General features: G+C 42.8%; 12 protein-coding genes. 10 read left to right on the top strand and 2 right to left on the bottom strand.

What is annotated here, in order from left to right; all coding sequences use genetic code 11:
- Positions 1-417 precede the first annotated feature (417 nt).
- From AWW72_RS08165 to AWW72_RS08150, 4 genes are all read left to right on the top strand, one after another.
- Positions 418-2,142 carry an acetolactate synthase 3 large subunit gene (locus tag AWW72_RS08165; protein WP_004774486.1) on the top strand — a complete coding sequence of 575 codons (1,725 nt, stop codon included), beginning with the start codon at positions 418-420 and terminating at the stop codon, positions 2,140-2,142.
- Positions 2,142-2,633, top strand: coding sequence for an acetolactate synthase small subunit (gene ilvN / locus AWW72_RS08160; protein ID WP_004655854.1), 492 nt, complete (start codon positions 2,142-2,144; stop codon positions 2,631-2,633). Before AWW72_RS08165 ends, ilvN begins: the two co-directional genes overlap by 1 nt.
- 104 nt (positions 2,634-2,737) lie before the next feature.
- Positions 2,738-3,754, top strand: coding sequence for a ketol-acid reductoisomerase (ilvC, locus tag AWW72_RS08155; RefSeq protein WP_004774488.1), 1,017 nt, complete (start codon positions 2,738-2,740; stop codon positions 3,752-3,754).
- Positions 3,755-4,690: 936 nt separating this feature from the next.
- Entirely contained in the window at positions 4,691-6,757 is a 2,067-nt protein-coding gene (locus tag AWW72_RS08150; protein ID WP_005255210.1) for a putative bifunctional diguanylate cyclase/phosphodiesterase, read from the top strand.
- A 59-nt stretch (positions 6,758-6,816) separates the two neighbouring features.
- On the opposite strand, the gene AWW72_RS08145 is transcribed toward AWW72_RS08150, so the two are convergent.
- Positions 6,817-7,959 (bottom strand): alpha/beta fold hydrolase, encoded by a 1,143-nt coding sequence (locus AWW72_RS08145; RefSeq protein ID WP_062847024.1) that lies wholly within the window; start codon positions 7,957-7,959, stop codon positions 6,817-6,819.
- A 243-nt stretch (positions 7,960-8,202) separates the two neighbouring features.
- On the opposite strand from AWW72_RS08145, the gene arsC reads away from it, so the two are divergent.
- The 5 genes from arsC (at position 8,203) to AWW72_RS08120 (ending at position 12,347) form a co-directional block, all read left to right on the top strand.
- Positions 8,203-8,628 carry an arsenate reductase (glutaredoxin) gene (arsC, locus tag AWW72_RS08140; RefSeq protein WP_062847023.1) on the top strand — a complete coding sequence of 142 codons (426 nt, stop codon included), beginning with the start codon at positions 8,203-8,205 and terminating at the stop codon, positions 8,626-8,628.
- A gap of 41 nt (positions 8,629-8,669) precedes the next feature.
- Entirely contained in the window at positions 8,670-8,990 is a 321-nt protein-coding gene (locus AWW72_RS08135) for a metalloregulator ArsR/SmtB family transcription factor (protein WP_062847022.1), read from the top strand.
- Positions 8,991-8,995: 5 nt separating this feature from the next.
- Entirely contained in the window at positions 8,996-10,036 is a 1,041-nt protein-coding gene (gene arsB / locus AWW72_RS08130; RefSeq protein WP_062847021.1) for an ACR3 family arsenite efflux transporter, read from the top strand.
- A gap of 192 nt (positions 10,037-10,228) precedes the next feature.
- Positions 10,229-11,623 (top strand): hypothetical protein, encoded by a 1,395-nt coding sequence (locus AWW72_RS08125; RefSeq protein WP_062847020.1) that lies wholly within the window; start codon positions 10,229-10,231, stop codon positions 11,621-11,623.
- A gap of 109 nt (positions 11,624-11,732) precedes the next feature.
- The gene (locus AWW72_RS08120) at positions 11,733-12,347 is read left to right on the top strand and encodes a TetR/AcrR family transcriptional regulator (protein WP_062847019.1); all 615 of its coding nucleotides are present in this window, start codon (positions 11,733-11,735) and stop codon (positions 12,345-12,347) included.
- Positions 12,348-12,913: 566 nt separating this feature from the next.
- Here the strand turns inward: AWW72_RS08120 and AWW72_RS08115 are convergent.
- Positions 12,914-14,002, bottom strand: coding sequence for an AraC family transcriptional regulator (locus AWW72_RS08115; RefSeq protein ID WP_004774506.1), 1,089 nt, complete (start codon positions 14,000-14,002; stop codon positions 12,914-12,916).
- 252 nt (positions 14,003-14,254) lie between these two features.
- Between AWW72_RS08115 and AWW72_RS08110 the strand changes: the two genes are divergently transcribed.
- Positions 14,255-24,049, top strand: coding sequence for an ESPR-type extended signal peptide-containing protein (locus AWW72_RS08110; RefSeq protein ID WP_062847018.1), 9,795 nt, complete (start codon positions 14,255-14,257; stop codon positions 24,047-24,049).
- Positions 24,050-24,068 lie beyond the last annotated feature (19 nt).

The raw sequence follows: 24,068 nt of genomic DNA, 5'->3' as shown, positions 1-24,068 counted from the left end.
GTTTTTTGACAAAAGGACGTTTAAAAAGACCAAATTATTCCGTGAAATGTGTTTAAAAAAACAACAGCTAAAAAATATTCGTTAAAAACCTTTTCTTTGTTCTTGACTTTGCTTATGAAAGAAACAAGAATGCTTTCTTAAGTTTTATATGCGCTTATTTGATCACCCTTCGAATAAATGTCATGGCTTGTAATGGACATTCTTTCTAGCCGAGAGAATGATTTTTTGAAATGTGCTTATCCCAGCATATTTTGATTCGAGATGTCATCAAGTTTATACGGCTGATGAGTCTCAGAAAATTTTTCCTATTACAGCAAAAACGAGTAGAATACGCACACTTATAAGAAGTGCAAAAGTTAATGAATAACACACAATTTATGTCTCCCATAAATTGTGCTAACACTAGGGTGAATCACGTTGGAACTTTTATCTGGTGGTGAAATGCTCGTTCGTGCCCTCGCGGACGAAGGCGTAGAGCATGTTTTTGGGTATCCAGGCGGCGCTGTATTACATATTTACGATGCGCTATTTCAACAAGACAAAATTAACCATTACCTCGTGCGTCATGAGCAAGCTGCTGGTCATATGGCAGATGCATACTCACGCGTAACGGGTAAAACTGGTGTAGTACTGGTTACCTCAGGACCAGGCGCGACCAATACCGTCACTCCAATTGCTACAGCCTACATGGACTCAATCCCAATGGTGATTTTGTCTGGTCAGGTTGCAAGCCATCTGATTGGTGAAGATGCGTTCCAAGAAACAGATATGGTTGGTATTTCTCGTCCAATCGTAAAACATAGTTTCCAGGTGCGTCACGCTAGCGAAATTCCTGCAATTATCAAGAAAGCATTCTATATTGCTGCATCTGGCCGTCCGGGTCCGGTTGTGGTTGATATTCCAAAGGATGCAACCAATCCAGCAGAAAAATTTGCCTACGAATATCCTGAAAAAGTGAAGATGCGCTCATATCAGCCGCCTTCACGTGGTCATTCAGGCCAAATTCGTAAAGCGATTGATGAACTGATTTCTGCAAAACGCCCGATCATTTATACCGGTGGTGGTGTTGTTCAGGGCAATGCTTCTGGCTTATTGACTGAGCTGGCGCATTTACTTGGCTATCCAGTAACAAATACCTTAATGGGCTTAGGTGCTTTCCCGGGCAATGATCCACAGTTCGTGGGTATGTTAGGGATGCATGGTACCTATGAAGCCAATATGGCGATGCATAATGCAGATGTAATTCTGGCAATTGGCGCACGTTTCGATGACCGTGTAACCAATAACCCTGCAAAATTCTGTACCAATGCAAAAGTCATTCATATTGATGTAGACCCAGCAGCAATTTCGAAAACCATTATGGCGCACATCCCGATCGTGGGTGCAGTAGAGCCAGTGCTTCAAGAAATGTTAGCGCAGCTGAAACAGATGAATGTATCGAAGCCAAACCCTGAAGCAATTGCAGAATGGTGGTCTCAGATTAATGAGTGGCGCAAAGTACATGGTTTACGTTACGAAGCAGGCCAAAATGGTGTGATGAAGCCGCAACAAGTGGTTGAAGCACTTGATCGTGTGACCAATGGTGAAGCGATTATTACTTCTGACGTAGGCCAGCATCAAATGTTCGGTGCCAATTACTACAAATACAAACGTCCACGCCAATGGATCAACTCTGGCGGCTTGGGCACCATGGGTGTTGGTTTACCGTATGCGATGGCTGCAAAGCTTGCATTCCCTGACCAGCAAGTGGTTTGTATTACTGGTGAAGCATCGATCCAGATGTGTATTCAAGAATTATCAACATGTAAGCAATACGGCTTGAATGTGAAAATTCTCTGCTTGAATAACCAGGCGCTGGGCATGGTGAAACAGTGGCAGGACATGAACTATGAAGGACGTCATTCAAGTTCTTATGTAGATTCATTACCTGACTTTGCCAAGTTAATGGAAGCTTATGGTCACGTTGGCATTCAGATTAACCACGCAGATGAGCTGGAATCTAAATTAGCTGAAGCGATGGCAATTAATGATAAATGTGTATTCATTAATGTCATGGTAGACCGTACTGAACATGTATACCCAATGCTGGTTGCTGGTCAGTCCATGAAGGATATGTGGTTAGGTAAAGGAGAGCGTACATAATGAGACATATTATTTCTGTACTCGTTGAAAACGAGGCTGGTGCGCTTTCTCGTCTTGTTGGTCTTTTCAGCCAACGTGGCTACAACATTGAAACCCTCAATGTTGCGCCAACTGAAGATGAAACTTTATCTCGTCTGACTTTAACCACTTATGGTGACGATCATAAAATCGAGCAAATCACCAAACAGCTCAACAAACTGGTTGAAGTTGTAAAAGTGGTTGACCTTTCAGAAGGTTCACACATTGAACGTGAATTGATGCTGATTAAGGTCAAGGCATTGGGTGCAGCGCGTGCGGAAATCAAACGTACTGCTGACATCTTCCGTGCGCAAATCGTAGATGTTACACCGACGACCTATACGATTCAGATTGCGGGTACGACTGAAAAGATTGATGGTTTTATTGATGCGCTCGCAGAAAATACCATTCTTGAAGTGGTTCGCTCTGGTGTATCAGGTATCGCACGCGGCGAAAAAGTTTTAACAATTTAATCGTGTCCTCAATTCTTCATGGAATCCTGCAAGAATTGAGGAAGAACAAAAGATCTGTCCTTGCAGAACAAGGGAAATGACAACAATTTTAGCGGAGTAAACAGATGCAAATTTTTTACGATAAAGACTGTGACTTATCTATCATCCAAGGCAAGAAAGTTGCAATCATTGGTTATGGTTCACAAGGTCATGCACATGCACTTAACTTGAAAGACTCTGGCGTAGACGTAACTGTTGGTTTACGTGCTGGTTCAGCATCTTGGAAAAAAGCTGAAAATTCTGGTCTTAAAGTATCTGAAGTTCCAGCTGCTGTAGCGCAAGCTGACTTAGTCATGATCTTGACTCCAGATGAATTCCAATCTCAACTTTATCGTGACGTTATTGAACCGAACATCAAAGAAGGTGCAACTTTAGCATTTGCTCATGGTTTCTCTATTCTTTATAACCAAGTTGTTCCACGTAAAGATCTAGATGTGATCATGGTTGCACCGAAAGCACCAGGTCATACAGTTCGTTCAGAATACCAACGTGGTTCAGGTGTTCCTGATCTTATCGCAATCCATCAAGATGCTTCTGGTAATGCACGTAACGTTGCTCTTTCTTATGCTTCTGGCGTAGGTGGCGGCCGTACCGGTATTATCGAAACTTCTTTCCGTGAAGAAACTGAAACTGACTTATTTGGTGAGCAAGCAGTTCTTTGTGGTGGTGCTGTTGAATTGGTTAAAATGGGCTTCGAAACTTTGGTTGAAGCTGGTTATGCACCAGAAATGGCTTACTTCGAATGCTTACACGAACTTAAATTAATCGTTGACTTGATGTTCGAAGGCGGTATCGCTGACATGAACTATTCAGTATCGAACAATGCTGAATATGGCGAATACGTAACTGGCGTTGAAGTCATCAACGAACAGTCTCGTGAAGCAATGCGTAATGCATTGAAACGTATCCAGTCTGGTGAATATGCGAAGATGTTCATTCAGGAAGGCGCATTGAACTATCCATCAATGACTGCTCGTCGTCGTCAAAACGCAGCGCATGGCATCGAAGTAACTGGTGCTAAATTACGTGCGATGATGCCTTGGATTCAAGCAAACAAGATTGTTGATAAAGAGAAAAACTAATTTCTCGAATCAATTGATTTGAATGCGGAGACCCACTCTATTTGAGTGGGTTTTTTATATTTATCTTTACGTGCCTCAAAAAGATGAAAGCAGTGCTTTTATTTTTTTTCGTACCTTGGATTCAAGCGAACAAAATCGTAGACAAAGAGAAAAACTAAGTTTTTTCTTTAGCTTGAAACGTGCGTTAGCGAAGTAAGACTTCGCTCTTGCACTCGGGCAGAGCGGTGCTCTGCTAGTCCTCGTTTATACCTTGGATTCAAGCGAACAAGATTGTTGATAAAGAGAAAAACTAATTTCTCGAATCAATTGATTTGAATGCGGAGACCCACTCTATTTGAGTGGGTTTTTTATATTTATCTTTACGTGCCTCAAAAAGATGAAAGCAGTGCTTTCATCTTTTTTCGTACCTTGGATTCAAGCAAACAAGATTGTTGATAAAGAGAAAAACTAAGTTTTGGTTTAATCTTTAAAAAGCCCTTGTTTATGCAAGGGCTTTTTTTGTGATTGGATACAGAGTTATAACAATATGGGCAAAAAATCAGATTAGTATTGTTTGAGTTTTAAGCATTTTTTATGAGAGATTGATCACTGATTGAGAATAACAATGCGCTATGATTTTTGCATAGAGATACGATTGAAAACAAATAAAAATCAATAAAGTGAAAATTAAATAAACGCTGATAAAGATAAATGGGTCTCTAGGAAATAGTTGAAATAAAAAAATAAGGTTTTTCATCGGTTTGAATTTAACATTTGCTTTTATTCTATTGATTTATAAAGTGAAAAGGACTTGACCTTATGTGAGATGATGCTATTGTTAAGGAAAGTTTATGAATCACAGATTCATTGCTTTTTGGGGTGTGGAAGGTCGTTCGGATTTCGAGCATTTTTGCTCATCAAATAAAAAAAAGTACTGAATAATCATGGAAGTCCTTTATGGTTCACGTTGATTACGATAGCACATTGGTCATCGTTTCCATTTTGGTTGCAATAGCGACATGCTATGCTGCAGTTTCAATGGAAGAACTCGTTTTTAAAGTTGCTTATAAAAAATTTGAAAAAAGCATTTTAGTGGCGAGTGGGCTAATCTTGGGATTAGCGATATGGTCAATGCACTTTGTGGGAATGCTGGCTAGCCATTTGCCAGAAGGGTATCATTTTGATGTTAATTTAACTGTACTGTCCTATCTGGTGGGTGCGGTGGCTTCCATTTTTGCAGTATGGTTAACCTCACGACCCACGTTACCGTTGCCCCGTTTGATTCTCGGTGCCGTTTTTATGGGCCTTGGAATATCGGGTATGCATTACACCGGCATGCTGGCGTTAACGGTTGAACACCACCGCATGCATTATGATCCACTGTTGGTGATTTGCTCGGTACTGATTGCGATTAGTGGTTCTGGTTTAAGTTTCTTTTTCATTTTCAAATATAAAAGCGCTGTCAAATATCGAACTTTACTTAAAGCAATCATCGCTGTCCTGATGGCATTTAGTATTGTTGGCATGCATTATACGGGCATGGCAGCCACCTATTTTGATGAAAGTCTGGCTCAAATCCTGACCTCGGATCAGACCGAACAAAGCGTCTTACTCTTTACCATTATTTTTATTACCAGTCTGGTTTTTGTTGCTGGTTTTGCAGTTGCTGTGTTGGAAGCTCGTTTGGAAGAACGCAATGAACAGCTCACAAAAATTAATAAAGAGTTGGCCACACAGTCCTTACATGATGCACTGACAAAATTACCCAATCGTTTATTCCTAACTGATTATGCTGAAGTCGTATTTAGTCACCATCGTCTGCATGAACAAAAAGCGGCATTTTTATATATCGATCTAGACCGTTTCAAGTCGGTGAATGATGCTTTTGGGCATCATATTGGTGATCAGCTTCTGATTCAGATGGCGAACCGTTTGCATAATAAATTAGACAATAGCCGCCATAAGCTGTTCCGGATTGGTGGTGATGAGTTTGTCTTAATTGCCGAAAATACGGATATCAATGAAGCGATGCAGCTTGCAGAAAATATTCTGCATTACATTCAGGAAACTTATTTAATTGCGACCAAAGATATCAATATCTCTGCCAGTGTCGGGATTGCCATGTATCCTGAACATGCCACAAATGTGCAGGACATTTTAATTAATGCTGATGTCGCGATGCTGATCTCCAAAGAGCAGGGCCGCAATACCTATACCATGTTCCACTCAATGTCTGACCAGCACGATGTCCGCAGTCAGTCCAAATTGATTAATGATTTATATAAAGCGGTCGATGAGCAGCAATTTGTTTTATTTTACCAGCCTAAATTTACGGCTAACTATGAAGTTTGTGGTGTCGAAGCCTTGATTCGTTGGAAACATCCAAGTCTAGGATTGTTAACGCCGCAAATGTTTATCGAAGGGGCAGAAAAAACTGGTTTGATTATTCCAATGGGATACTGGGCACTCGAGCAAGCATGTCAGCAGATCCAGAAATGGGAACGAAATAACAGTGCGTTTTACCCGATAGCAGTCAATCTGTCGGCCCTTCAGTTTGAAAATAAAAAGTTATTTAGTGTACTGGAACAACTGCTCGAGCAATATCAAATCCAGCCACATCATTTGATCCTTGAAATTACCGAATCAACAGCGATGCATCATATTGATTCCAGTATCCGTACTTTGGAACGCTTGCGGAAGTTAGGGATTCGTATCGCCATTGATGATTTTGGGACAGGTTATTCGAGTTTCCTGTATTTAAAAGATTTACCTGTGGATGAGCTTAAAATTGATCGGGGCTTTTTGATTGACTTGCAGCCGAATTCAAAAGAAGAAGCGATTTTAGAAAGCATTATCCATTTAGCTGCAAAGCTGGGTTTAACTGTGACCGCAGAAGGCGTAGAAACGCAACAACAAGCCGATATCTTGACCAGTTTAGGCTGCAATCAGTTACAAGGCTATCTGTTGGGAACACCTGTAAATGTTGAAAGTCTGGTGCTGCATCGCCAGCAGCATTTTGCCTGAATTATCTATATAGGCTGCTCGGTTTATTTAAACCTTACAGCCTGATCTTGCTGAAATGATTAATCAGAACGTTGTGCCAACCACTTGGTCACCACGGGCCAAACGGAATGGGGTGCCTGATTACCTGAGACAAGTCCCATATGTCCGCCAGGGACGATTTCAAATTGTTTATCGGTACTGCTAATTAAATCCATCAGCGGACGTACCGCCTCAGCAGTCACAATAATATCGGTGCTGCCACCCACTGCCAGTACCGAACAATCAATATCTTTTAGATTCGCGGTTTGCTCGCCGAATTTAACCATTCCTGTGGAAAGTTCATTATCAATCCAGAAACGTAAAATGATATCGCGCATGACGCCCCCAGGGTAAGCCAGCATATTGTCGACAAAAGAGCTGGAAGTAGCGTGATTAATCACAAACTGACGGTCATTCAGATTTTTAACCAGTTCCCAGTAATTTTTAAAGTTTCCAATCGGATCGGTCAGTTTAAATCCCAAGGTATTTTGCCAGCCGTGGATATGGAAGACGCGACTAGGCACCTGATAGATACGGAACTTGGTATTGCTACGAATCCATTGCGCGGGTGCGGTCAGTTTTTGATAAAACTTGCCCATATAACCTGATTTATGCGTATTAATGGGTGATGCTAGAATCACGATATTTTGAATATTCTTATCTTTAAAGAGAGAGGTGTAGCAAAGCGAAAGTGCACCACCTAAACTCCATCCATAGAGTGAAAGTTGTTGTTGACCGCTATGCTGGCGGATCTGTTCAATAAAATCTGGCATAAAGGTTTTGACATAAGTACCGAGATTATATTTTGCCTGTCGCAGACTCGGCGTACCCCAATCAATTAAATAAACATCAAAACCTTGTGCAAGAAAATAACGGACTAAACTACGATTTGGAAATAAATCATAGATCAGCATGTTGGCTGCAAGGGGAGGCACAATGACGAGAGGAATTCGATGTTTTGCTGTCGTATGATCCGTGGTGTAGTGGCGCAAGCTGATAATTTCACGTTGATAGACGATGTCAAAAGGTGTCTTGCCTGAAAGGGCAAGTTGTTGTCCACGAAAGACACGATCTACAGCATTTGAAAAGATATGACGTGCTTGGTGGCCTTTACTGCTATGCAAAATTCTTTTCGCCGTTTGTGTACTCAACAAAGTACGTTTCGCTTTTGGTAATTGAGTCATTGTGAACCTAAAACGTTAAGCTATTACTATTCAGTAGCGGCATATTAGAAGAAAAAGTGCCGCAGCTCAGTGACTCATTCGCTTAACTTATATTCCAAAATGATCAATTTTCTATAAAGCGTCTGGCCCAAAAAGGTGAGGAGGATTGATTTGATTAGAAATAATCAAAATCAAAATATATGGAATTGCATATATATGGAGAATCATATATAAAGATTATATTATTCTTTGGATGTCTTTCTCATGGCAGAAATCAAGATTTATCACAATCCCGCTTGTGGAACCTCACGTAATACCTTGGCGTTGATTCGAAATACTGGAATTGAACCCACCATCATTGAATATTTAATTCATCCCCCGACACAAAATGAATTGGTACAACTGATTCAGGATGCGCAGTTAACTGTACGAGATGCGATTCGAAAAAATGTCGAGCCCTATCATGCACTGAACTTGAATCGTGATGACTGGACGGATGAACAACTGCTCCAGTTTATGCTTGAGCATCCAATTCTGATCAATCGTCCTTTTGTAGTGACCCCAACGGGAACCCGTCTTTGTCGTCCGTCAGAAGTTGTACTCGATATTTTAGTGCTTGCTCAAAAAGGTGCTTTCTATAAAGAAGATGGCGAGCAGATCATTGATGAAAATGGACAGCGTATCCAGTAAACCCTGTTGAATGAAATGAATAATTTAAGTCGGAGATAGAGATGGATGCCGTCAATTTTTTTAAATGCTTATCGGATGAAACAAGGCTGAGTATTGTGATGCTCGTTGCGGAGCATAAAGAATTATGCGTCTGTGATTTAACTGAAAAATTACAATTAAGTCAGCCAAAGATTTCTCGCCATTTAGCTTTATTACGTGCAAGTGGAATATTGCAAGATCGCCGTCAGGGACAATGGGTGTACTACAGTATTGCGGCCCATTTACCAAGTTGGTGTAACGAAATCTTCGACGTTTTGAAGTTACAGCACACAACAATTTTCCCTCAATTACACCGCTTAGATCGCAAAAGCTGTTGCGAATAAAACCTATGAAAAAGTTATCCTTTTTAGATCGTCATCTGACCGCGTGGATTTTTCTTGCAATGGGCTTAGGCGTTGCAATAGGTGTATTTTTCCCACAAGCCTCTATTGCTCTGGATCGGATGCATGTTGATTCGGTCAATATTCCGATTGCAATCGGACTGATTTTGATGATGTTTCCTCCTTTGGCAAAAGTGGACTATGCAAGCCTGCCCGAGGTATTTAAAGATAAAAAGACGTTGAGCTTATCTTTGATCCAGAACTGGCTGATTGCACCAAGCTTGATGTTTGGTCTGGCGATTATTTTTTTGCATCATTATCCTGAATATATGACGGGGCTCATTCTTATTGGTTTGGCGCGTTGTATTGCGATGGTTTTGGTCTGGAATGATTTGGCTTGTGGTGACAACCAGTATGTCGCTGCTCTTGTGGCCTTTAATAGTGTGTTTCAGATTCTATTTTTTAGTACCTATGCCTGGTTGTTTCTGAGTGTCTTACCGCCGTATTTTGGTATTGCAGGACAAGTGATCCATGTCGATTTCTGGACAATTACCCATGCCGTACTGGTTTATTTAGGGATTCCATTTTTTCTTGGATTTATGACTCGTTTGGTTTTGGTGAAAACTAAAGGGCTGGAATGGTATCAGCACCATTTTATTCCCAAGATTAGTCCATTTAGTTTATTGGCTTTGCTGTTCACGATTGTCGCTATGTTTAGCCTGAAAGGTGGTGAGGTGATTGGCCTGCCTTTAGATGTGATCCGTATTGCGATTCCGCTGACAATTTACTTTGTTGTAATGTTCTTCATTAGCTTTTTTATGAGCAAATGGATGGGGAATGATTATCCCAAAACAACAGCAATATCTTTTACCGCTGCGGGGAATAATTTCGAACTAGCCCTTGCTGTTGCGATTGCAACATTTGGCTTGGCTTCACCTGTGGCTTTTACAACGGTGATTGGCCCATTGGTTGAAGTTCCTGTGTTGATTGCATTAGTCAGTGTGTCTTTGTGGTTAAGAAAGAGATTATTTTCTCAATCAAGCACCTAAAATGACTATTTAAAAAGTTAAAAAATTCAATCAGCTAAGTTTTATTTTTGACATAAATTGTAAATCGCTTGAAATTTAATCCATTTGGATTATTATTTTAATCTAGATGGATTAGATCTTAAGTGAGCAAGATCCATAATCATAAAACCAGTGGATAGGTTGATTAGAAATTGATTAAAAAGGAAAAAATTTATGGAAAAACGCAATAAAGTAAAAACGGCAATTTTTTTAACGGTAATGGGTTCTGCCGGGCTAACTGCATGTAATGACGATGATCATTCAAGTTCGGCCAGCAATCCGCCACCTCCAGTCACTGAACTCACTGATTGTATGTGGCAAAACTCGGTTACCAGTAAATCACATACTGGTGAAGATCCACTTAATTTTGCATTTCCTGATACCAATGTAAATTACTGGTCATCTGAGTTTACGGTACCTGAAGGTGCCAAAGTAATGATTGATGGAGATTATCCTTATTCTCGTCATTTTTCTCTGGTTAGCTATACCGCAAAAGGTGAGCGGGTCAATTCGTTGCTTGATCGGGCGATTGAACCAAATCAAGGGGCAACCAATCCTTTTGTTGAAGGCAATAATCGTTTAGGAAAAGAGCGCGCATATTCAGCACAATTACAACTGGCAAATTTACCTGCTACACCAGCCAAAAATACCCTTTATGCGCCTAAAACAGCCGATAATAAAGTTGCCATTTTATATCGTGTCTATGTTCCTAACAAAAATATGAATGAGAAAGGCAATGTAAGTTTTCCACGTTTTAAAGTTCAGCTTGCCAATGGTGAGGTGAAAAAGGGCAATGAGGTGTGTAATCTTTTACAGGTCAAACAAGGACCGATTGATCGTACAACAACATTGCCTTTACAAGCGACTTTAGCTGCATTCAATCAAAATCGTTATGAAGGTTTCCCGGCACAGTTGGAACCGAAGTGGTACAAGGCTTTTAGTGGTTTAGATAATTTTAAATGTACTTATAAGTTTGACCCAGTGACCAAGCAACCTTTAGAAAAGTGTGAGGGTTTAACGGTTACGCCGAAACTCAATTATTGGGCGACACCAGACAATGAATATGTGTTTGCAGCAACCAGTCGTAGACTGGGTAAAGTGATTGAGCTTCGTGGTAAAGTACCAAACACTGAAAAAACCTTTAATAATGATCAATTTGTTCAAAAGACAGATGTACGTTATTGGTCGATTTGTAGTAATGAAATCATAAGTACCGCAACCAATTATTGCCTGTATGATGAAAATATTCAGAAAGTTGATAAAGATGGATTCTATACCATTGTCGCATCTTTAGCCGAAGATAGACCTGCAAATGCACGTGAAGAATGTGGTGTATATTTCCTTGAGCTCAGTCCGAGAGGCTCTGGTTATACTGCTGAAGATGGAAAAGCATTTGGACACACTGATTTTGGTCTATTGATCATGCGTAATTTACTGCCTGACCCTGCATTTAAGCACGCCGTACAAAATGTTAAAGCATGGGGTGATGAAAAAACAGTGATGGGGGATTACTTACCAGATATTCGCTATACCTCTAAAGCTGCTTTTGAAGACAAAGGCTGTGTTTAAGCTGTTACATCTACCTCACGCATTAAACCAATCTTGTTGAAAGATTGGTTTAATTTTGATGCCTTATGATATAAAAGCAATCGATTCAAATCTTTCCCTGTGAAATAGCATGACCAATCAAACGAAAGAGAAGCTGATCGAAGCAGCTATTGTTCTTTTTTCGCAGAACAATGTTGAAACGCTTTCTGTTCAGAAAATAAATGAAACTGCTGGGGTTGCAAATAAATCTGCACTTTATTATCACTTCAAAAATAAGTGGGGATTGGTCGAAGCTGCATTGGCACATGTAATGCAACCTTACGTCAGTGATAGCTTGGCTCTGCTCAATGCAATACAGCCAGAACAGGTACAAGTCTCAGATGTTGTCGATGCGCTCATGAAACCCATGGTCAACATCCTCTTACAGGAAAATGGTATTCATTATTTGAAATTCTTCTCCAAGACAATCAGTGCAGGAGATGAGGGGCGAATGATCGTTGCCAAGACACTGGTACCCATTTCAAATAAAGCAGTTGAACTTCTAATGCTTGCTTTACCTGAAGCAGAGCAGGATGCGCTATCGCTCAAAGTGTTGTTCACCTTCAATACAATCTTAAATATTATTAGTGACATTGGGCTTGAACATTTCTGGCCAACCAATGTGAAAGATCATCGATTGATTGGTAAATATTTGAAAGATTATATTGAGGGGGCAATACGTTTCAAATCAAATCATACTTATTGATTTTCAACCGCAAATATATAGATTGTTAAAGTTGAGTTTATCATTTTTTATCGAATTTAAAGTTTGATAAACCGAAATTGGAATAATCTGTCTGGTTTGTAATCTTGGTTTTTATTTTACCAAATGGTTAAATTAAATAATTGTAAAATATTAATAAGATTTTCTCTTTTCTTCTTGGCTCTGTCGATCTTATTTAATGCTGTTGAGTTAGACAGATTGTGGGAGTAATTTATTTTTTTCATTAATTGAGTAATAGAATAAAAGATCTAAAATCATGCTGTAAAAATAAGAGCTAAAAATAATAATAAAATAGATTTCTTAATTTGATTGACGAATATTGAGATTATTTAAATTTTTATTTGGTATGTGTTAATTTTATACAAATACTTTAGCCATAAAAAAACCTCAGCTAACGAAAAATGCTGAGGTGAAAAGGAGGTTGCATCATAATTATATTGCTATTTGTTTTTTAATTAAAGGGTTTGGAGTTATAAAAGCATAATGTGTTTATTTTTAGAAGCAAAAGTGTTTTTAATTTTTTGTCTTAATTTTTGCTTCTGTTTTAATCAAGAAATTTTTTTAGACTGTTTTAGATAATAGTCTTTAAAAGAAACTCTTTGTTCACGGATATAATCACTAGGTTTTTTTCCTGTCCAGCCAATAAATGCTCTTGAAAAAGCACTAATATGGCTATAACCCAATAAATCTGATATTTCCTGAATATTTCGGTTCGAGTTAATTAACTTTTTAGCTAACTCAAATTTTTTGGATTGTAGCAAGGATGAGAATGTTGTATTGGCGCTTGATAGTTCCCGCTTTAATGTTCTTTCAGAAATTTTTAACTTTGTTGCGACATCCGTTAAGCTTGGAAAGCCAAAACCAGGTATAAATTTAAGTTGTTGATTTACCTTTAAAATAATCTTGTTGTCTTGATCTTGATAGAAAAGATATTCTTTATTGACCAGTTCCATTGCAATCATATAAGCACTAGGTGAGCTAAACGTTAGGGGTAAATCCAAACACTTGGTATCAAAACTGATCTGGTTATATTCTTCATTAAAATGAATAATTGGTAAGCGCTTTTCATAGAATTGATGATAATCTGCTTGATCCCAAGTGACATTAATGTTTATGCCTGTTAAGTTGTAATTGGTAATAAGTTGAAGATTATTTACAATGTCAATTAATGCACTTTCAATAAAAAACTTATTAACAATATTTTTTTTGCTTTCATTTAAATGGTTAGGTAATTGGTAGAGTGGGTTGAGTCGAATAATGATTTTATTGTTTTTATTTAAAATGGATAAATCCATTTTGTGAAGACGCATATTATAATATTTTTGCAAGTCAACTAAAACTTTTCCAATGGTATTGTTGGTCAGTAAGGCAAAGCCCAAAGCACCATGAGTTGTAAGCTTACAGTTAAAACCTAACTGATAACCTAAACCTTTTTCTGGTAGGAGCTCTAACAGGCGAATCACAATATCAATCCATTGATTGAAACTCATGCGTTCATTCTGATTGACGTCAGTTAGCAAAGATAGAGGAATTTGACAATATCTGATGATTTCCCCTTTAGGGATTCCAAATCTAGAAGCTGTGTCGACAAGGATTTTTAGATAATCATTATGAACATTAAGTAACTGTTTTTTCATAGCAAAAAGAAGATATTGACCTAAAAATCCTTATACATTAGGTTATTATATTTTTTATGCTTTTATAAAACAAAGACCTGTTTTGTTAATTCCTGAGGTTTTTAATGTTTATTAATATTCCTTTGAGGAATAATGGATGAAAAATGATAAAAAAATGTCTTAATTGTTAAAACAGTGTATTAATTGTTAAATGTGTATAGGTTGTATTTCATTAGATTTATATGTGCTTGATCCCTTTTAAGGCACATAATTATGAATAAAATATACCGTTTAGTCTGGAATAAAAGTCTAAGTTTATGGACCGTTGTTTCTGAAAATGCACGAGGCGTCACAAAAAAACGTAATGTGACTACAATTCAAACAGTTACGGAGCTAACGTCCTCATCTCTTCAACAAAATAATAAACTCTTGAAGCTTAAGCCAAGCTTAATTGCACTGACCATCAGTACAGTGTTTTTGAGTACTGGTGCCTTTGCAGGAGCGAATATGGGTGGGGGTACATCCAACCAAGGCTCCAGTACTGCGATTTCACCGACCAATGACCAATGTGGTAGTGCTGGACAGGCGACTGTCAATGGTATGCCAAACAGCGTCGCGATTGGTTGTGGTTCGCGCGTTAACCAAACCAATAATCAGGTACAGGGTATTGCACAACGTCGCGGTGGTGGATCCAGTGAACCATACCCTGATGGCACGGCGAATCATGTTCCAAGCGCAGTTGCAATCGGCAATAAAAATGTGACAGGAGCGGGTGGCGGTGTTGCTATTGGTAATGCTAATGAATCGAACGCAACTTTCGCCAACGTTGCGATTGGTCAGGGTAACCGTGCGATTGGTGGCGGTTTTGGTACTGCATTGGGTATTGGTAACTTAACAGATGGAAGCTCCAACGTTGCGATTGGTGTCGCTAACCGCGCGCGTGGTAATACTGCGATTGCACTGGGTCGTCAGACGTATGCTGAGGCAGACTTTGCGATTGCACAGGGGAACACTGCAACTGTAGCAGCAGGTGCTACTGGTGGTATCGCGATGGGTAATGCTGCGACGACCAAAGGTGTGCGTGGTATTGCGATTGGTAGTGGGACGGGTGGTGCAAACTACGATGCCACCACAGCAGCAAATGCAGATGGTGCTGATTCGGTTGCGATTGGTACTGGCGCAAAAGGTACAGGAGATGGTTCAACGGCTGTTGGGCGTCAAGCGATTGCTTCTGGTGAAAGTTCAACCGCAATGGGTGATAAAGCGAAAGCGGAAGGAAATGGTGATGTTGCAATTGGTACAAATGCATATGCAAAAGGCCCCAATAATTTATCAGCCACAGCAGTAGGTCGTAACTCACATGCAGAAGGTGAGGATGCTTTAGCTGTCGGAAATAGCGCAAAAGCAACCGCCAATTATGCAGGTGCTTTCGGTAACTTTGCCCAAGCATCAGCTCAAAATGCAATGGCAGTAGGTAACTCAGCCAAAGCATCAGGTGATTTCTCAAGTGCATTTGGTAATTTCTCAGAAGCTGCGGGCCTACAGTCAGTTGCAAGTGGTAACCGGGCTAAAGCAACTGCCGACTACTCAAGTGCCTACGGTAATTTAGCAGAGGCTTCTGGTATTCAATCGACAGCATTGGGTAATGGTGCAAAATCAACCGGTCTTCGTTCAACTGCTGTGGGGCATGTTGCAACAGCTTCTGGTGCTGACTCCGTTGCGACAGGTCCAAACGCTCAAGCAATAGGTGATTCAACGATTGCAACAGGGAATAATGCTCAAGCGCAAGGTGAGAATGACATTGCAATCGGTCGTGATGCTGCAACGTCAAGTGGCACAACTGACAACATCGCGATTGGTCATGGTGTGACTACAGGAGACACAGGCCAAAATGTGGCAATGGGTTCAGGCACAACCAGTGCCAATGCAGCTTCCTCAGAAGGTGGTGCAGTGGCGATTGGTCGTGATCAGGTGGCTCGTGGTGATGGTGCGGTTGCGATTGGTGACCCGAACAATGCCAATGGTAATGGTGCAGTTGCGCTAGGCCGAAATAATACCGCGGCGGGCAATGATGATGCGACAGAAGCTGCAAATGGCGCGATTGCAATTGGTAATGAAAACAAGGCGATTGGTCAAGGTTCAGTTGCCTTGGGTAACGCATCTACAGCAGCAGAAGCAGGTGCAATTGCCTTAGGTGACTCAGCAAATGCACAAGCAGCGCGAGGCATTGCTTTAGGTTCAAATGCTGTAGCGACCAACGCTGATGATGTTGCTTTAGGTGCTGGTAGCGTTACTTCTACAGCAACAGGTGACAGTTTCTTAACTGGAATAGCCGCACCAAGCTCTGTGGTTTCTGTTGGATCGGCAGGCAATGAACGTCGTATTCAACATCTTTCTGATGGTGCAGAAGACACTGATGCTGTGAATGTGCGCCAATTAAAACACGTTAAAGGCGTAGTGGATGAACAGGGCGAAAGCACAGCCAATGCGTTAGGTGGTGGTTCTACTTATGACCCAGAAACTGGGGCAGTTTCAAACCCAACTTATAATATTAATGGCAACGACATGAATAATGTCGGTGAGGCGCTTGCTGAGTTAGACAAAGGCTGGACGTTACAGACCAATGGTGAAAATGCTGGCGCAGTCAAAGCTGGCGATACTGTTGATATTGGTACGGCAGATGGCGAAGAAAACTTACAGGTTGAGAAAGAAGGCAACAACATTAAGTACAGCCTGAATCGTGACCTGAAAGTAGATAGCGTGACTGCTGGCGATACCGTGATGAATAATGACGGGATGACCATTGCAGGTGGTCCAAGTGTGACCAAGTCTGGTATCGATGCAGGTGGTAACAAAATTACCAATGTTGCAGAAGGAACAGAAGGCACAGATGCCGTTAACAAAGACCAGTTAGACAGTGCAACAGCAGCAGCAAAAACTGAAGTTGAAGCTGGCAAGAACATGACTGTTGAAAGTGAAACAGGTGCAGATGGACAAACCATTTATACCGTTGCGACAGCGGATGATGTTGAGTTCGATTCAGTCAAAGTCGGTGATGTGAGCATTGATGGTGCAACAGGCAAAATCACAGGTGTGACAGCAGGTGATGTCAATCCAGACTCAACCGATGCCATCAACGGTGGTCAATTGGCGGGTACAGCACAAAGCGTATCAGATGCCTTGGGTGGTGGTTCAACTGTAAATCCAGACGGCACAGTGACTGCACCAAATTACAATATCAATGGCACCGACGTGAATAATGTCGGCGATGCTTTAGCTGAGTTAGATAAAGGATGGACATTACAAAGCAACGGTGAAAATGCCGGTGCAGTCAAAGCTGGCGATACCGTTGATATCGGTACAGCCGACGGTGAGGAAAACTTACAGGTTGTGAAAGAAGGCAATGACATCAAGTACAGCCTGAACCGTGACCTGAAAGTGGATAGTGTGACAGCTGGCGATACTGTGATGAACACAGATGGCATGACCATTGCAGGTGGTCCAAGTGTGACCAAGTCTGGTATCGATGCAGGCGGTAATAAAATTACCAATGTTGCAGAAGGAACAGAAGGCACAGATGCAGTTAATAAAGACCAGTTAGACAGTGCAGCAGCGGCAGCAAAAACCGAGGTTGAAGCTGGCAAGAACATGACCGTTGAAAGTGAAACGGGTGCCGATGGACAAACCATTTATACCGTTGCAACAGCGGATGATGTTGAGTTCGATTCAGTCAAAGTTGGTGACGTGAGCATCGATGGTGCAACAGGCAAAATCACAGGTGTGACAGCAGGTGATGTCAATCCTGATTCAACCGATGCCATCAACGGTAGTCAATTGGCAGGTACAGCACAAAGCGTATCGGATGCCTTGGGTGGTGGGTCAACTGTAAATCCAGACGGTACAGTGACTGCTCCGAACTACAGTGTAAATGGCACTGACGTGAACAATGTCGGTGATGCGATTGCCGAGTTAGACAAAGGCTGGACCTTACAAAGTAATGGTGAAAATGCAGGAGCGGTGAAAGCAGGCGATACCGTTGATATTGGTACAGCAGATGGCGAAGAAAACTTACAAGTTGTGAAAGAAGGCAATGACATCAAATACAGCCTGAACCGTGACCTGAAAGTAGATAGTGTGACTGCTGGCGATACCGTGATGAACACAGATGGTATGACGATCGCGGGTGGTCCAAGCGTGACCAAAGATGGTATTGATGCTGCAGGTAATAAGATTACCAATGTCGCGGATGGTGAAGTGGCAGCGGGTTCTAAAGATGCAGTCAATGGTGGTCAGCTCAATGACAGCGTGGGTTCTGTCGGTGACATGCTTGGTGGAGGTGTAACCAATGAAGGCGGCAAGCTGAATGGTCCATTCACTGTCAATGACAATGGCTATGCCAACGTTGCAGATGCGATTGAAGGTGAAACTGCGGCAGCGAAAACCGAGGTTGAAGCTGGCAAAAACATGACTGTTGAAAGCGAAACAGGTGCCAATGGACAAACCATTTATACCGTTGCGACAGCGGATGATGTTGAGTTTGATTCGGTTAAAGTTGGCGATGTCAGCATCGATGGTGCGACAGGCAAAATCACAGGTGTGACTGCAGGTGATGTGAATCCTGATTCAACCGATGCGATTAACGGTAGCCAATTGGCAGGTACAGCACAAAGCGTATCGGATGCGTTGGGCGGTGGTTCAACTGTAAATCCAGACGGTACAGTGACTGCACCGAACTACAGTGTAAATGGCACTGATGTGAACAATGTTGGTGATGCATTAGCTGAGTTGGACAAAGGCTGGACCTTACAAAGCAATGGTGAAAATGCAGCTGCGGTGAAAGCTGGCGATACCGTTGATATTGGTACCGCAGATGGCGAAGAAAACTTACAGGTTGTGAAAGAAGGCAATGACATCAAGTACAGCCTGAACCGTGACCTGAAAGTAGATAGCGTGACTGCTGGCGATACTGTGATGAACACAGATGGTATGACCATCGCGGGTGGTCCAAGCGTGACCAAAGATGGCATTGATGCAGCGGGTAATAAAATTACCAATGTTGCTGATGGTGAAATTGCTGCTGGTTCTAAAGATGCAGTGAATGGTGGTCAGCTCAATGACAGCGTGGGTTCAGTTGGTGACATGCTTGGTGGTGGTGTAACCAATGAAGGCGGTAAGCTAAACGGTCCATTCACTGTAAATGACAATGGCTATGCCAATGTTGCAGATGCGATTGAAGGTGAAACAGCAGCAGCGAAAACTGAAGTTGAAGCTGGCAAGAACATGACCGTTGAAAGTGAAACAGGTGCAAATGGACAAACCATTTATACCGTTGCAACAGCGGATGATGTTGAGTTCAATTCAGTCAAAGTTGGTGACGTGAGCATTGATGGTGCTACGGGCAAAATTACTGGCGTGACAGCTGGTGATGTCAATCCTGATTCAACCGATGCAATCAACGGTAGCCAGTTAGCGGGTACAGCACAAAGCGTATCAGATGCGTTGGGCGGTGGTTCAACGGTCAATCCAGATGGCACAGTGACTGCACCGAACTACACCGTAAATGGTGACAGTGTTAATAATGTCGGTGATGCAATCACTGCATTAGACAAAGGCTGGACACTACAAAGCAATGGTGAAAATGCTGCTGCGGTGAAAGCGGGTGACACCGTTGATATCGGTACAGCAGATGGCGAAGAAAATCTACAGGTTGTGAAAGAAGGCAATGACATCAAGTACAGCCTGAACCGTGACTTGAAAGTAGATAGCGTGACTGCTGGCGATACCGTGATGAACACAGATGGTATGACCATTGCTGGTGGCCCAAGCGTCACTAAAGATGGCATTGATGCTGGTGGTAATAAGATCACTAATGTTGCACCAGGCACTGTTAGCCCAGACTCAACCGATGCGATCAATGGTAGTCAGTTAAACGCACAAGGCGAAGGTGTGAGAGACATTATTGGTGGTGACACTGTTTATGATCCAGAAACAGGTCGTTATACCAACCCGAACATCGGTGGTACAGGTCAAGACAACATCAATGATGCGATTGGTTCTATCGGACAAGCAGCACGTGAAGCGAAAACAACGGTTTCAGAAGGTGAAAACATTGTTGTCACTGAATCGAAGAATGCTGATGGCAGTACCAACTATGAAGTTGCGACAGCACGTGATGTGAACTTTGATTCGGTGCAAGTGGGTGACGTGAACATTGATGGTGCGACAGGCAAGATCAGTGGCGTGACAGCAGGTACTGTGAGCCCGGATTCAACCGATGCCATTAACGGCAGTCAATTGGCTGGCACAGCACAAAGCGTTTCGGATGCCTTGGGTGGTGGTTCAACCGTGAACCCAGATGGCACAGTGACTGCACCGAACTACACGGTGAATGGTAGTGATGTTAATAATGTGGGTGACGCGATCACCGCATTAGACAAAGGCTGGACACTCCAAAGCAATGGTGTGAATGCCGGTGCGGTGAAAGCAGGTGACACCGTTGATATTGGTACCGCAGATGGCGAAGAAAACTTACAAGTCGCGAAGGATGGTAATGACATTAAGTACAGCTTGAACCGTGACCTGAAAGTAGACAGCGTAACAGCAGGCAATACCCGTGTGGATAACAGCGGTGTTGAAGTGAAAGATGCTGTGGGCAACTCAACCACAATGGTGGCTGGTGGTACCATTGTTAAAGATGCGCAAGGCAACAGCACTGCAACGACAGCTGCTGGCACGACCATCAAAGATGCACAAGGCAATAGTACGATTCTGAATGGTACGGGTCTAGCATTTACAGATGCATCAGGTGCACCAGTTGGTCCAAGCGTGAGCCGTACAGGTATCGATGCGGGTGGTGAGAAAATTACCAATGTCGCAGATGGCGAAGTTGCTGCGGGTTCTAAAGATGCAGTGAATGGTGGTCAGCTCAATGACAGTGTGGGTTCAGTTGGTGACATGCTTGGTGGTGGTGTGACCAATGAAGGCGGCAAGCTGAATGGTCCATTCACGGTCAATGACAATGGCTATGCCAACGTTGCAGATGCGATTGAAGGTGAAACTGCGGCAGCAAAAACCGAGGTTGAAGCTGGTAAAAACATGACCGTTGAAAGCGAAACAGGTGCCAATGGACAAACCATTTATACCGTTGCGACAGCGGATGATGTTGAGTTTGATTCGGTTAAAGTTGGCGACGTGAACATTGATGGCGCAACAGGCAAAATCAGTGGTGTGACTGCGGGCACGGTAAGTGCAGATTCAACTGACGCGATCAACGGTAGTCAATTACACGCACAAGGCGAAGGTGTGAAAGACATTATCGGTGGTGACACTGCTTATGATCCAAACACTGGTCGTTACACCAATCCAGACATCGGCGGTACAGGTAAAGACAACATCAATGATGCGATTGGTGCCGTCGGTGCTGCTGCAACGAAAGCGAAAACTACAGTGACCGAAGGTGACAACATTGTTGTGACTGAATCAACCAATGCCGATGGCAGTACCAACTATGAAGTTGCAACTGCAAAAGACTTGGTTGTGGATAGTGTGACTGCGGGAGATACCGTTGTTAATACAGATGGTCTAACCATTGCGGGTGGCCCAAGTGTGACTAAAGAAGGTATCAATGCTGGCGATAAGAAAATCACAGGTGTTGCAGCAGGTGATGTCAATCCAGACTCAACTGATGCGATTAACGGTAGCCAATTGGCAGGCACAGCACAAAGCGTATCAGATGCCTTGGGCGGTGGTTCAACTGTCAATCCAGACGGTACTGTGACTGCACCGAACTACACCGTGAATGGCACTGATGTGAACAATGTCGGCGATGCGATTACTGCATTAGACAAAGGCTGGACACTCCAAAGCAATGGTGAAAATGCAGCTGCGGTGAAAGCAGGTGACACCGTTGATATAGGTACAGCAGATGGTGAAGAAAACCTACAGGTTAGCAAAGAAGGCAATGACATCAAGTATAGCCTGAACCGTGATCTGAAAGTGGATAGCGTCACTGCTGGCGATACCGTCATCAACACAGATGGACTAACCATTGCAGGTGGCCCAAGCGTGACCAAAGAGGGCATTGATGCAGGCGGTAAAAAACTCACCAATGTTGCCCCAGGTACGGTGAGCTCAGACTCAACCGATGCCATCAACGGCAGCCAGCTTCATGCCCAAGGCGAAGGTGTGAAAAACATCATTGGTGGGAACACCACCTATGATCCGAACACAGGTCGCTACACCAACCCGAACATTGGAGGTACAGGCAAAGACAACATCAATGATGCCATTGGCGCAGTGGGCGATGCAGCGAAAGCCGCGAAAACCACAGTGACCGAAGGCGACAACATCGTTGTCAGCGAAACCAAAAATGCTGATGGCAGCACCAACTATGAAGTTGCTACTGCCAAAGACGTGAAGTTCGACAGCGTGACCTCAACCGATGACGAAGGCAACGAAACCGTACTCACTGCCAAAGGCACCCAAGTCAAAGATGGCGAAGGTAACGAAGCAGAATACGGTGCTAAAGGCATCACCCTGCAAGACAAAGACGGCAATGGCACGATTCTGAACCAAGGTGGCCTCAGCTTCGTTGATCCAATGGGCAACAACATCGGACCAAGCATCACCGCAGGTGGTATTAACGCAGGCAATACCGTGATTGGTGGTGTCGCAGCAGGACGAGTTGCCGCGGATTCCCAAGACGCGATTAACGGTGGACAACTCAGAGGCGTATCGGACAGCGTTCGGGATGCAATCGGAGGCAATACTAAAGTCAATGACGATGGCACGATTACGACAGGCAATGTGGGTAACACAGGCAAAGACAATGTCCATGATGCGATTGACTCAGTTCGTGATGCAGCAGAAAAAGCCAAATCAACGGTGAGTGAAGGCAAAAACATTGTGGTGAAAGAAAGCACCAATGATGACGGCAGCACCAACTACGAAGTATCAACCTCACCAGATATGGAAGTGGACAGCATCACAGCTGGCGATACCCGAGTCGATGGTGATGGCTTACACATCGAAGGTGGCCCAAGTGTGACCAAAGACGGCATTGACGCAGGTGACAAGAAAATCACAGGTGTCGAAGACGGTGAGATCGCAAAAGGCTCGAAAGATGCCATCAATGGCGGTCAAGTCGACGAAATCATGGGCAGTGTTGCGGGTGCAATTGGAGGCAACACCACCGTCAATGAAGACGGCACGATCAACACCAAAGATGTTGGCGGAACAGGCTATGACACCATTGATGAAGCGATAGCATCTGTGAAGAAAGATGCCAAAGGTGCGAAATCAACGGTGAGCGAAGGTGACGAGAACGTCACCGTGAAAACCAAACAGAATGCCGATGGCAGCACAGACTACGAAGTCGGTTTAGCAGAAAAGATCAAGGTGAAAGAAGTTGAAGCTGATCAAGTCAATGCTGGGCAGGTTAATGTCAAAGGAGACAACGGTTCAACAACGATCACAGGAGGAGGTGTGAGCGTTACAGGTCCGAACGGAGAAAAAGGCCCGAGCATGACAACCGATGGCATTAATGCTGGCGGGAAGAAAGTGAAAGGTGTTGCAGACGGACGGATTGAGAAAGGCTCACAAGAAGCGATCAACGGTGGCCAGTTACATCAATCCTATGAAGATGTTGGTGCTGCGTTGGGTGGTGGAGCAGGTTATGACCCAGAGAAAGGCTGGAAAGGACCGAGCTACAACGTTGCAGGTGGCAGTTATAACAATGTTGGCGATGCGTTGGGTGCGATTGATGACCGTGTGACGAATCTGAGTGATCAAATGCAACAAGCTTTCTACGATACCAACCAACGTATTGATGATGTTAAAAAGCATGCCAATGCTGGTATTGCGGCAGCAATGGCGTTGGAAGCAGCACCTTATCTTGCGGGTAAATATACCTATGCAGTGGGCGCGGCTTATCACGGTGGAGAAAATGCAGTTGGTGTCACGCTGCGTAAGACAGCCGATAATGGACGTTGGTCTCTTTCAGGTGGTGTTGCAGCCGCATCGCAAGGTGATCCAAGTTTCCGTGTTGGCTTAAGTGGTTCATTTGATTAATCCTAAATTTATCTATGAA

This window comes from Acinetobacter sp. NRRL B-65365 (genome assembly GCF_001605865.1).
Taxonomy (GTDB): domain Bacteria; phylum Pseudomonadota; class Gammaproteobacteria; order Pseudomonadales; family Moraxellaceae; genus Acinetobacter; species Acinetobacter vivianii.
This window is presented reverse-complemented; position numbering and strand designations above follow the sequence as displayed.

Coding starts and splice junctions, on each gene's coding strand:
- AWW72_RS08125 (WP_062847020.1), top strand. CDS start 10,229: ATGGAAAAACGCAATAAAGTAAAAACGGCAATTTTTTTAACGGTAATG.
- AWW72_RS08150 (WP_005255210.1), top strand. CDS start 4,691: ATGGTTCACGTTGATTACGATAGCACATTGGTCATCGTTTCCATTTTG.
- ilvC (WP_004774488.1), top strand. CDS start 2,738: ATGCAAATTTTTTACGATAAAGACTGTGACTTATCTATCATCCAAGGC.
- AWW72_RS08145 (WP_062847024.1), bottom strand. CDS start 7,959: ATGACTCAATTACCAAAAGCGAAACGTACTTTGTTGAGTACACAAACG.
- arsC (WP_062847023.1), top strand. CDS start 8,203: ATGGCAGAAATCAAGATTTATCACAATCCCGCTTGTGGAACCTCACGT.
- AWW72_RS08110 (WP_062847018.1), top strand. CDS start 14,255: ATGAATAAAATATACCGTTTAGTCTGGAATAAAAGTCTAAGTTTATGG.
- AWW72_RS08135 (WP_062847022.1), top strand. CDS start 8,670: ATGGATGCCGTCAATTTTTTTAAATGCTTATCGGATGAAACAAGGCTG.
- AWW72_RS08115 (WP_004774506.1), bottom strand. CDS start 14,002: ATGAAAAAACAGTTACTTAATGTTCATAATGATTATCTAAAAATCCTT.
- ilvN (WP_004655854.1), top strand. CDS start 2,142: ATGAGACATATTATTTCTGTACTCGTTGAAAACGAGGCTGGTGCGCTT.
- arsB (WP_062847021.1), top strand. CDS start 8,996: ATGAAAAAGTTATCCTTTTTAGATCGTCATCTGACCGCGTGGATTTTT.
- AWW72_RS08120 (WP_062847019.1), top strand. CDS start 11,733: ATGACCAATCAAACGAAAGAGAAGCTGATCGAAGCAGCTATTGTTCTT.